This is a genomic window from Shimia gijangensis, from assembly GCF_900142085.1.
Classification (GTDB): Bacteria; Pseudomonadota; Alphaproteobacteria; order Rhodobacterales; family Rhodobacteraceae; genus Shimia; species Shimia gijangensis.
Map to the genome: position 1 here is coordinate 270,918 of NZ_FQZQ01000001.1, position 11,761 is coordinate 282,678.

Genomic DNA, 11,761 nt, shown 5'->3' on the forward strand with positions numbered 1-11,761 from the left:
CGAAAATCGGCGGAATTACCCGTTTTGTACAATTTCAAAAGGCCAAATGACCATTTTGTACAAAACGGGCGAGAGGCCATTTTAGCCCAAAAGGCGGCGTGCAATCACTTGCGCCTGAATTTCGGCAGCACCTTCAAAGATGTTGAGGATACGTGCGTCGCACAGGATGCGGCTGATCTGATATTCGAGGGCAAAGCCATTGCCGCCGTGAATTTGCAGTGCGTTGTCGGCAGAGGCCCAGGCAACACGGGCGCCCAGAAGTTTCGCCATACCTGCCTCAAGATCGCAGCGCTGATCGTGGTCTTTTTCCCAAGCCGAGAAATAGGTCAGCTGACGGGCGACCATGATCTCAACCGCCATCATCGCCAGCTTGCCAGCCACGCGGGGGAAGTTGATCAGGGATTTGCCAAATTGCTTGCGGTCTTCGGCGTATTGCATGCCGACCTCAAGCGCGTTTTGCGCCACACCGATGGCGCGGGCTGCGGTCTGGATGCGGGCCGCTTCAAAGGTTTTCATCAGCTGTTTAAAGCCCTGACCTTCGACGCCACCCAACAGGTTGTCACCTTTGACCTTGAAGCCATCAAACCCGAGTTCGAATTCTTTCATGCCGCGATACCCCAGCACTTCGATTTCGCCGCCGGTCATGCCTTCGGTTGGGAACGGGTTTTCATCGTCGCCCGGTGTTTTCTCGGCGAGGAACATCGACAGGCCACGGTGATCGGTCGAGTCCGGATTGGTACGCGCCAAAAGCGTCATCACATGGGTGCGTGCGGCGTGGGTGATCCATGTCTTGTTGCCGGTGATTTCCCAATCGCCATCGGCGTTTTTCACCGCACGGGTGCGCAAAGAGCCAAGGTCAGAGCCGGTGTTCGGTTCGGTAAAGACGGCCGTGGGCAGAATTTCGGCGCTGGCGATCTTGGGCAGCCAGTTTTCCTTTTGCTCGTCGGTGCCGCCCGCAAGGATCAGCTCGGCTGCGATTTCCGAGCGTGTACCGAGGGACCCGACGCCGATATAGCCACGCGACAGTTCTTCGGAGACAACAACCATCGAGGCTTTGGACAAGCCAAGCCCGCCGTATTCCTCGGGGATGGTCAGGCCAAACACGCCCATCTCGCCCAGCTCTTCGAGAATTTCCATCGGGATGTAGTCATCCTTGAGGTGCCACTCGTGGGCGTTGGGCACGACGCGTTCGTCGGCATAGCGGCGGAATTGCTCGCGGATCATCTCAAGTTCATCATCCAGACCGGTGGTGCCAAAGGTGGCGTGGCCTGCGTTGTCCTGCATCAGCTCGACCAGACGCATGCGTGCGGCCTGAGAGTTTCCGGACTGTGTCAGGGTCGCAACCGAGGGTTCCATCAAAGCCTGCATGTCGTCCTGACCAAGGCCAAGATCCTGCAGACGGGTGATTTCGTTCTGCGACATCGAGATGCCGCCGTAGATCTGCCAGAGGTATTCCCCAAAAGCGATCTGGTGGATCAGCTGTTCCATTTCGCCGAATTTGCCGTCTTCCTTCAGGCTGACGGCCCATTTCTGCATCTGGCGCAGGGATTCGACATATGTGGCCAGCCACGCGAGCCCGTGGGCGGCTCCTTGGTTTTGTTCCAGCTTGGCACCGGAGACGCGCCCCTCTTCGCTGACCATATCGCGAACCGTGTCGGTGGCTTTGGCCAAAATGGCCTCGGCAGGGGCGACGGCGGCGCCTGTCAGTTCAAGAAGATTGGAAAGAATTACTGAATTTGTCATCGTCCGGTCCTGTTCGTGTGGGGCCATGAATCATGTCGTTGTTTTGCTGCAGTGTGACATATTCTTTTTGCAGGTGCAGCGCAATATTAATACGTAGTATTGCTGGGGTTTGATCGTTTGTTGCGTGCAGAGTTTTTGCAGTGCGGCACGAATGGTCCTATCAATCGGACATGGATTCGCTGTTTCTAAACCTGTCGTTTGAGATGATGATTGTCGCTCTTGGTGTCTCTGCTTTGGCAGGTGTGATCAAGGGGACTGTTGGGTTTGGCATGCCGATGATCATGATTTCAGGTCTTAGCACCTTTGTTGAGCCCGAACTGGCGCTTGCGGGGCTGCTGATGCCGACCGTTGCCACAAATGTGCTGCAGGCGTTGCGGCAGGGGCCCAAGGCGGCTCTGACCTCGGTGAAAAAGTTCAAATACTTTTTGATGGCTGGTTTTGTGACACTTATTGCTTCGGCTCAACTGGTGCGGGTTGTGTCGTCGGATGTGTTGCTTTTGGTGATTGGCGTTCCCGTGGCCGTTTTTGCGTTGATCCAACTGATCGGGTTCCGGCCAAATCTGAAACGGACGACCCCGGCAATCGAAACCGGTGTCGGAGCCTTTGCGGGTTTGATTGGTGGCATGTCCGGTGTCTGGGGCGCGCCAACGGTCTTGTATCTGACAGCGCTCAACACCGAAAAATCGGATCAAATGCGGGTACAAGGTGTGATTTATGGATTGGGCGCGTTGGCTTTGGTGGGGGCGCATATCGGGTCAGGCGTGTTGCGGGCAGAAACTTTTCCGTTTTCTCTGGCGATGGTGCCGCCAGCAATGGCGGGAATGTGGTTGGGCGGGCACGTTCAAAACCGGATTGATCAGGCGGCCTTTCGAAAGGCAACACTGTTGGTGCTCGTGGTGGCCGCGCTGAACCTTGTTCGCCGCACTTTGATGGGATGAACGCTGGGTCACAAGGGTTGAAACCTTTGGCGGCGCCCCCTTTGTCTGGTTGACGAAACGGCGTTTGGCAGGTCTTCTGCCCGTAACCAAAGAAAGAACACCCATGGGGACTGATAGCTATCTGAGATCCATCGCGCTTGGGATTGGTATTCTTGCGGCGATTGCCGTTGGCTGGGTTCTGAGTGCCGCTGAGGCGTTGTTGGTGCCTGTGGTCATCGGCGCGCTTCTGGCGTTTTTGATGGATGGGGTTTCGCGTGAAATGGCCCGTCTGCCGCTTTATGCGCGCATTGTGCCGCCTTGGGCGCGGCTGACCATGACGTCAATTGTCCTGTTTCTTATTCTGATGTTGGGAATAGGGTTTTTTGCGCGAAATCTGGAAGCCGTGGTGCGGGCTTTGCCGCAGTATGTTGAAACATTCACCGTGATTGCGGCCGATGTTGCACGTCAGTTTGATGTGGAAGTCGAGCTGACCTGGAATTCTGTGAACAAGATCGTGTCGGATTCGATCAATCTGCAGGATGCCCTGCGATATGTTCTGAACTCTCTCTCATATTCTGCCGGGTATGTCGCGTTGGTCTTTTTGTATGCGATTTTGTTCCTGTTTGAAAAAAACGCCGTCGACGGCAAGATTGCCGCGATCTTTCCCGATGAAGACCGCCGTGCCGGGGTTTGGGTGACGATCGATGCGATCATCTCTCAGATCGGCACCTATTTTACTATGAAGACGCTGGTGAATGTTGTTCTGGGCGCCATCTGTTACGTGATTTTCCTGCTGTTCGGGGTCGAGTTTGCAGCCTTTTTTGCTGTGCTGACAGCCATCTTTAACTACATTCCATACGTCGGTTCGTGGATTGCTATGGTTCTGCCCATGCTGTTTGCGCTTGGGCAATTTGGGCTGAGCCTTGAGGTGCTTTTCCTGTTTTTGCTGCTGGGGGCGGCGCAAATGGCAGTTGGCTATTTCTGGGAGCCCCGCCTGATGGGACGCAGTATGAATGTCAGCCCGGTTGTGGTGATGTTTTCGCTGGCCGTCTGGACGGCGATCTGGGGGCCGACCGGTGCCATTTTGTCGGTGATCCTGACGTCCGCCGTGATGACCGTAATGTCACTGTTCCCAACCACCCGACCTTTGGCGATTCTCTTGACGAACACTGGTGAAGCCCCGGTGCCAGTTTCACCCCGTGAGCCTAAGAAAACACGCTCTTAGGACGGCTGAAACCATTGCATTAGGGCGTCTGGTTCGGGGGGAACATACTCTGCGAGCCCGCCTGAGAACTCATCAAAGCGCGCACTGTTCAGCCCGTTGGTCCCGGCAATCACAGCCGCTCCACGCTCGAGGGCATGTGCAATCAGATCGCGAAACCCCCGACCTTCGGCTTCTTGTTTGCCGTATTTGTTGAGGATGAAAATATCAAAGTCCGTCTCCATCAGGCGGCCTACTTCGGCAACGGCAGCCTCAAGCGCGTCGCCATCAAGCCGACAGCCTTGCGAGCCCCGGCCAAGAGACTGTGAAATGCGGATCAATGAGCCATTTGGCAGAACACGAACGTCCATGTCGCAGCGGTCGTCTTCGTCGTCGCCGCACTCTGAATTGATCTGAACAATGCCACAGGTGCGCACCCCTTTCGCGGCAAGTGTGTCAGCAAAGTCAGCCAGCAAGCGATCCAGCGCGCCTTTGCCTTCGGTCATAGTGTAAGCGATTTTGGTCATCGGCTACTGATCATCCTCTGTTTCCATCGGCTTTAACAGGCGGCTCAGAACAGCCACCAGAAATGCGGTGCTGACACCGAGGCTCAGAATGCCGCTCATCCCCGCGAAAGTGCCGAATATCCGGGTGCCCGGGCCCAGCACAAGGTCGCCATACCCCACTGTCGTGTAGGTCGCAAAGGCAAAGTACAAAGCGCTGTTGAGGTCACCGATCACGCCCATTAGCAAAAATGCTTTGGCCCAGATCCAGACTTGAACTGTATGGGCAAGAGTAATCAGGCCAAACCCAATACTCACCAGACTGACCACCCGCACAAACCGGCGTCGGCGCTCAAGGGCGGTGCCCAATCGCAACAAAACACCGGCCGAATAGCCAATCATCAACACCTGAATGATCGCGCAAATACTGAGGAAAACAGATCCCCAGAAGAGTTGTGTAAGGAGCGTCACAGCAGACCCTTTTCCGAAATTTATGGGGGCCAGTATTCGGTGCTGCCGATCGCTTTGCAAGCGTGCATCTCACAGACCCTTTGACAAATATACAAATCAGAGTATTTATAGTGAAAACAACAACTTCTAATTCGACAAATTTCAAGAACAGCAGGATATGATATGAAATCTCCCAGTATGTTGGCCACCGCGGTTTTCGCTTTGTCTTTGGCTGGAACCACCGCTCAGGCGGACACTCAGTTGACCGTCTATTCCGCAATCGAAGCCGAAGACCTGTCGCGTTATGCGGCCGCCTTCAGCGCGCATCACCCCGACATCACGATCAATTGGGTGCGCGATTCAACTGGCATCATCACAGCCAAGTTGCTGGCAGAAAAGACTAATCCACAGGCAGACGTGATCTGGGGTGTGGCTGCAACGTCGCTTTTGATGTTGAAGTCCGAGGGTATGTTAGAGCCTTACAACCCGACAGGGGTTGAGAAACTGGACCCCAAGTTTGTCGATGCGGACACGCCGCCTTATTGGACCGGCATGGACGCCTGGGTCGCGTCGATTTGTTACAACACTGTGGAAGCAGACAAGCTGGGCCTGACACCCCCGACGTCCTGGAAGGATTTGTTGGATTCGCAGTATGAAGGCCACCTGATTATGCCAAACCCCAACTCGTCAGGGACAGGGTTTCTGGATGTGTCGAGCTGGCTGCAGATGTTTGGCGAAGAGGGCGGCTGGGCCTATATGGATGGGCTGCACAAGAATATCGCCCGTTATACGCATTCCGGCTCCAAGCCCTGCAAGCTGGCGGCTGCGGGTGAAATTCCGATTGGTATTTCCTTTGCGTTCCGTGGCGCCAAATCCAAGGCCGCAGGCGCACCGCTTGAGATCATCGTCCCGTCCGAAGGCGTAGGTTGGGATATGGAAGCCACAGCCATTGTTGCTGGCACGGACAACCTTGAGGCAGCACAGAAACTGGCAGACTTTGCAGTCACCGAAGAAGCCAACGGACTTTACAATGGGGGATATGCTGTTCTTGCGATCCCATCTGTTGCCAAGCCCGTTCCTCATTTTCCAGAAGGATTGCAGGAAGGCATGATCGAAAACGACTTTGAGTTTGCCGCCAACAACCGCAGCGCCATTTTGAAAGAATGGCAGAAGCGGTACGACGGCAAATCCGATCCCAAGAACTAGGGTGGTTGAGCGTCAGAGCAGCGCCTTGGCGTCGGCAGACAGCTTGCGCGCGGCTTTGGCGAACATCACGGTATCAATGCCCACGGCAATGAACGTCGCCCCGAGGTCGAGAAACCGCTGAGCGGCCCCGAGATCCTGAACAAGAATGCCAGCGGCTTTGTCGCTGGCATGGATGCGCTGAAGGGCGTCGGCAATGGCCTCCTGTACCTCGGGCGCACCCGCATTTCCCGGATATCCCATGTCTGCCGAGAGATCAGCCGGGCCGATGAAAACCCCGTCAACGCCGTCGACCGACAGGATTTCATCCAGGTTTTCCAAGGCTTTACGGCTTTCGGCCTGAACAACCAGGCAAACCTGATCATTGGCCGTCGCGACATAATCTGCAATCGCCCCAAAATGTGAAACGCGCCCACCGCTGGCGCCCATGCCGCGAATGCCTTCGGGCGGATAGCGCATAGCCGAGGCCATGTCTCTTGCTTCGTCTGCGGTGTCGACCATCGGGATCAAAACGGTCTGCGCACCGGCATCCAGCACCTGTTTCACCATCCAGGCCTCGCCCACCGGAATGCGTACAACACCGTGGCTTGGCGAAGGCTCAACGACCATCAATTGATCACGCAAAGATCGCAGATCATTCGGCGCGTGCTCTCCGTCAAGCACCATCCAATCAAAGCCCGTGCTGGTCAGAAGTTCAGCGATCGAAGCCTCGGCGGAGGACACCCAAAGGCCGATCTGTGGCGTCTTGGTTGCAAGAGCGGCTTTGAACGGATTGTGAGGTGCGGGCATTTCATGAAGTCCTTTTTGGAAAGAGTAGCGTGCGATTATCTGATCTTTGCCATAGCGATTTGGCCAGCAGAAAGATGTAAATTAGATAATATGTTAAGTAATTTTTGACGAAAGGCAACTGAATTCTCAATCGGTCGGGCAGGTCAAAACATCTTTTGAGAACAAAAAAAGGGGCGACCCGAAGGTCGCCCCTTTTAGCGAATATTGTCAGCGTGTCAGCCGACCAGCTTGGCCTCGTGCGCCTTTAGCGTCATGCGGGCCGCAGTATAGCTGTCCAGACCTTCGCGCTCTTTCAGCTCCGGGAACAGATCATAGATCTCGTTGCGCTGTTCAGCACCGATGCTGCCCAAAGAGTACTCACCAGGTTGGAAGCTTTCGCTCCAGGTGCCGTTGGCCAGAACGACTTCGTGGTTGTCACACAGGAAGTGGACATACTCGACGCCGCTTGTTTTGACCTGCTGCACACCGGGCATATGGGTCATATGCTTGGCTGCAATCAACACTTCGGTTTCTTCGAACAACAGCTGAGCCTGCTGGCTGACCAGAAGCATGCGGTGGTTTGGAGAGACCATCATGTCACGCTCGGGCAGATTGGATCCAAGTGAACCTTTGCGGATCATGACCGGGCGCAGTTTGGGCCGTGCAAGGAGGTCGGTGCCAGAGAGTTTCTTGTTCCCCGTCCAACGGATCGTCTGCAAACCATTGTCGCGGGTCACAACTTTGTCGCCAATTTTCAGGTTTTCCACCAACACTTCGCCCGTTGGGGTCAGAACAGTTGTCCCCGGAGTGAAACAGATGATGTTTTCGATCTGTCCAAAGGCGATCGTGCCGGCCGGGGTGCCACCTGCATCAAACAAGCTGACCGTACCGCTTTCGCTTTCGCCAGTTACAGGGTCATACGTTGGATCCAGCGGGTTGTAGTTGATGACAAAAGAGCCACCGGGTGGAATTGCGCTGGTCAAGTCCAGGGTATCGTTGTCAACACCCCCTTCGCCACCAAAAACAGTGGATCCGTTGTTGACGCCAGTAAAGGTATCTTCGTCATCACCACCGTAGGCAATGTTCAGTCCGCTGTCGCCGCCAAGATCAAGCAAATCGTTACCGCGGCCACCGATAAGGGCGTCGTTCCCGTCACCACCTTCAAGCGTGTCGTCGCCATCACCACCGTAAAGACCGTCATTTCCGGTGCCACCGACCATTGAGTCGTCGCCGTCACCGCCTTCGAGGCGATCATTGCCTTCGTTGCCGAGAAGTGTGTCGCTGCCTTCATCACCGGCCAGTTCATCATTGCCGGCGTTGCCAAATAGGAAATCGTTCCCAACTTCGCCGCGAAGAATGTCGTTGCCTTCACCGCCAGAGATGATGTCATCGCCGTCGCCGCCTAGGATTTCGTCATCTCCCAAAGCGCCGCCGATCGTGTCATTGCCGTCATAGCCGTGAACTGTATCGTTATTTGTCGTCGCTCCCGGCACGCCATTGGCGAGAGGGTCAATGCGGTCGCCTTCGGCGTCCACGTATGAGCCGTCGATTAGGTCGTCAGCAATCGTTCCGTCGACGATTCCAACAGTCGAGCCAGTGAAATCATCTTCCAGAATTTCACTGGTCGAGGTTGCGATTACATCCGGAACGTCCGCCGCGTCTGACAGGGCTTCTGCCAAGAACTCGTCGTGGTTTGGTAAGTCTTCGACGTAGATAACGTTCTCGACATTGGTGAAGGTCGCTGTGCCAATCTCGGTCATCGTATCCAAATCAAGGAACGTGATCGTGCCGGATTCACCCGAGGGGTCCAGCGGATCATAATCGATCAGAGCGTTGCCGCCGATGACCAACGTGTCGTAGTCATCGCCGCCTTCGCCACCGTCTATGACGTCACCAACGCCAACTTCGGTAAAGACATCGCGGTCATCGCCACCGAACATTTCGTCCGCGCCAGCGCCACCGTCGATGATGTCTCCTCCAGAACCACCGAGGATGCTGTCGTCGCCTTCGCCGCCTACCAACAGGTCCGCTGCGCCGCCGGCTGTGTTGCCTTCGCCGGAAGTGCCATCGCCGTAGATGGTGTCATCACCTTCACCGCCAACGATAAGGTCAGTGTCGTCGCCGCCGGTCAGCTCATCGTGACCCTCTTCACCAAAGATAAAGTCAGTACCTGCGCCGCCATCGACAGTGTCGTCGCCTTCACCACCGTCAAGGATGTCCACGCCATCGTCGCCTGACACAACATCGTCGCCGCTGCCGCCGAGAACGAGGTCAGTGTCATCACCGCCATGAAGCGTGTCGTCACCTTGGCCGCCGACGACAATATCGATGCCAGTTCCGCCATCGACGCTGTCGTTGTCGACACCCGCGTCGATAAAGTCGTTGCCTGCGCCACCTGTGATGGTGTCGTTGTCGTCCTGGCCAAAGATCACATCGTTGCCAGCACCGCCGTCGATCAGGTCTTCGCCGTTGTTGGTCACAGGATCAGCCGGACCGGACGAGCCATCATCAGGGATGTTCAGGTAATCCGGGAATGCCGGATCAAGGCCACCGTAGATGGTGTCGTCGCCTTCGCCGCCAAGGATCGTGTCAGACCCTTCGCCGCCCACAACAAGGTCATCACCCGTGCCAGCATCAACTTCGTCGGCGTCTACGCCCGCGTCAATCTCATCGTTGCCAGACCCGCCAAGAATGGTGTCCGCATCATCACCGGTCGAGATCGTATCATCGCCAGCGCCACCGTCGACAAAATCCCGGTCATTGTTCGGATCACCGTCTTGTGGAACTTCAGGGAAACCCAAATAGGATGGGAAACCAAGATCTGGAGATTGGTCCAGATCATTGCCGGTAGACGAGTCAATAATGTCGTTTCCGTCGCCACCTTCGATTGAATCCGATCCGTCACCGCCAGAAATCGTGTCATCTCCGCCCTGGCCGTAAATGTCGTCATCACCCAGACCACCGATCAGCGAGTCCCCTGCGCCGTCGTCTGGCAGGGTTGTCAGCGTGTCAAAGAACACGTCCGTAATATTGACGTGGCTGTTGTCGCCGCCATCGTTGCTGTGTGTGATAATAATGCGCGTGACCGGGCCTGCAATTTCAACCAAAATCGAGTTGTCATTGCCAGTGTTTGGGCCGGAATTGTTTGTCGCCGTGGCCGTATCGTCACCTGCAACACCATCTTCGTTGGACAGGATCAGATCAGTTCCAGCACTGGCAGTCAGCGTTACCGGGATCAGATTCCCGTCCACGCCGTAGGCCTGAATTTGCACAACCGAGTCGTGGTCAATATCGTTGACCCGGAAATCAACATTGCTCACAGCTTCTGAGAAGTTGAGCTTGTAGCTTGCGCTCTCCTGATCGGCATCCAGTTGCGATTCCAGCGAGCTGCACGCGTTGATCGTTTCGGTGCCAGCGTCAATGCCGCTGACATTCTGAGTGTCAGATTCAAACTCGGTTTCTGCACCGTTATCAGTAAGTTGGATATAGGTGACGTAGACTGACCCAGTGTCCTGCACAAAGGATGGATCAATGCTGTCGCCATCATTCAGAAGTGGCCCGCTGCCATCTGTCTGATCCCAATTAAAGCTTTCGCGACCGCCAACCCCGGTGCCTTCGGCATTTCCACCATAGATGGTGTCATCGCCTGTGCCGCCGTCAACGGTATCGCTGCCGTCGCCGCCATAAATCAGGTCATTGCCGCCTTCGCCGTAGATTTCGTCGTCGCCAGCGCCACCCAAAATAGTGTCGTCGCCAGCAGACAGAAAATCGGGGTCAACCGGAGCTTCAAAAGCAATGTCCGTAACGTTAATGCCGCTGTTGTGCGACCCTTCCTGCTCATGCACGATTTCCCAGCTCACTACGGGTCCGGGAATGGTCACAAGCACGGAATGTTCGGCTGCGTCATCATCAGTGTAATCGGTGTCGATGCTGGTTGCCGTGTCGTTGCCTGCAACACCATCTGTGTTTGTCAGAGCAAGGCCCGATCCTGCATCGGACAGCTGTACTTCTATGGCAACTCCATCGGCATCATAGGCGCGAACGGTAACCTGACCGTCGCCGTCGATGTCATTGATCCGAAATTCGACATTTTCAACGGGCGTGTCCGACTCCCAGTGGTAATGCGCTGAATTTGGGTCACCATTCAGGATGGAAGACAGCGAGGAATTGTCATCGATGGATGGGTCAAGGTCGTCTGTGTTCTGGTTTGACGTTTCGTATTCGGTTTCGACCCCAGAGCTTTGAGACAACGTTGTAAATGTGATCGATGCAGCACCGGTGTCCTGAACAAAATTCGGAGCGTTTGAGTGGTTGCCAAAGCCAGGGCCTTCTGACCATTGGAACACTTGTTGTACCGCCGGAGCCGAGCCGTGGTCACCATGAATAGTGTCATCGCCATCCCCGGCAACGATCGAGTCGTCTCCACCAAGGCCGTACACCAAATCGCCACCGCTGGTTACGGCATCGCCGTCACCATCCGTGTAGCCAGAATCGATTACATCGTCGTTTTCGGTGCCTTCAACCACACCAGGTCCGGTCGGATCAGCCATAGTTACCTCATTTCCTTAACGCGCGGCCACGGTCAGGCGAAAACGGTTCCTATCAGGCAAACCTGTCGGCACACGCGCTCGTGCCATGGCATCGCACAGATGCCCAAATAATTTACGGTTGGCCGCCCCGAGCCACTTGTCGCCCCCCAGTCGGACGTGTCTCAAATATGGCCGAATTGGGACATTAACAAAACAGAAACCTGCCACAATTCAGAAAAAAATGCGGTTTCACCCAATAAAACCTCGATTTTTTAGTCCTCCAGGGACCAGTTGAATTGTGGCATTGTTTCCGAAATATGGCGCAAATGTGGCCATAAATCTTTGGACTCGCTGAACGAATCTGAGTCTTTAAGGTTAACAAAGCAGTTTTAACAGAGGCTATGAGGTGGACAAGTTGGGCCGGTGTTTCCAAATCGGAACCAATGA

8 protein-coding genes are annotated in these 11,761 nt (G+C 55.3%); 3 read left to right on the plus strand and 5 right to left on the minus strand.

All coding sequences use genetic code 11. The annotated features are described in order from the left end of the window. Positions 1-81: 81 nt before the first annotated feature. Positions 82-1,770 carry an acyl-CoA dehydrogenase family protein gene (locus BUC32_RS01285; RefSeq protein ID WP_073248574.1) on the minus strand — a complete coding sequence of 563 codons (1,689 nt, stop codon included), beginning with the start codon at positions 1,768-1,770 and terminating at the stop codon, positions 82-84. 143 nt (positions 1,771-1,913) lie between these two features. Between BUC32_RS01285 and BUC32_RS01290 the strand changes: the two genes are divergently transcribed. Next, entirely contained in the window at positions 1,914-2,681 is a 768-nt protein-coding gene (locus tag BUC32_RS01290; protein WP_073248576.1) for a sulfite exporter TauE/SafE family protein, read from the plus strand. Positions 2,682-2,784: 103 nt separating this feature from the next. Then, positions 2,785-3,885: an AI-2E family transporter gene (locus tag BUC32_RS01295; RefSeq protein WP_073248579.1), complete on the plus strand. Its 1,101-nt coding sequence runs from the start codon at positions 2,785-2,787 to the stop codon at positions 3,883-3,885. Here BUC32_RS01295 and BUC32_RS01300 read toward each other — a convergent pair. After that, on the minus strand, positions 3,882-4,388 hold the full coding sequence (locus BUC32_RS01300) for a DUF2478 domain-containing protein (protein WP_073248581.1): 507 nt from the start codon (positions 4,386-4,388) through the stop codon (positions 3,882-3,884). The genes BUC32_RS01295 and BUC32_RS01300 overlap by 4 nt on opposite strands. 3 nt (positions 4,389-4,391) lie before the next feature. Next, on the minus strand, positions 4,392-4,835 hold the full coding sequence (locus BUC32_RS01305; protein WP_073248583.1) for an ion channel: 444 nt from the start codon (positions 4,833-4,835) through the stop codon (positions 4,392-4,394). Between the two features lie 162 nt (positions 4,836-4,997). Here BUC32_RS01305 and BUC32_RS01310 point away from each other — a divergent pair, with 162 nt between their 5' ends. After that, positions 4,998-6,020, plus strand: a complete 1,023-nt coding sequence (locus tag BUC32_RS01310; RefSeq protein ID WP_073248585.1) for a putative 2-aminoethylphosphonate ABC transporter substrate-binding protein — start codon at positions 4,998-5,000, stop codon at positions 6,018-6,020. Between the two features lie 12 nt (positions 6,021-6,032). Here the strand turns inward: BUC32_RS01310 and BUC32_RS01315 are convergent, their stop codons facing one another. Both BUC32_RS01315 and BUC32_RS20350 read right to left on the minus strand, forming a co-directional pair. Next, a complete protein-coding gene (locus BUC32_RS01315) occupies positions 6,033-6,806 on the minus strand; it encodes an HpcH/HpaI aldolase family protein (protein ID WP_073248587.1) in 774 nt (257 codons plus the stop codon). Positions 6,807-7,021: 215 nt separating this feature from the next. Continuing rightward, positions 7,022-11,335 (minus strand): Hint domain-containing protein, encoded by a 4,314-nt coding sequence (locus BUC32_RS20350; RefSeq protein WP_073248589.1) that lies wholly within the window; start codon positions 11,333-11,335, stop codon positions 7,022-7,024. Positions 11,336-11,761 lie beyond the last annotated feature (426 nt).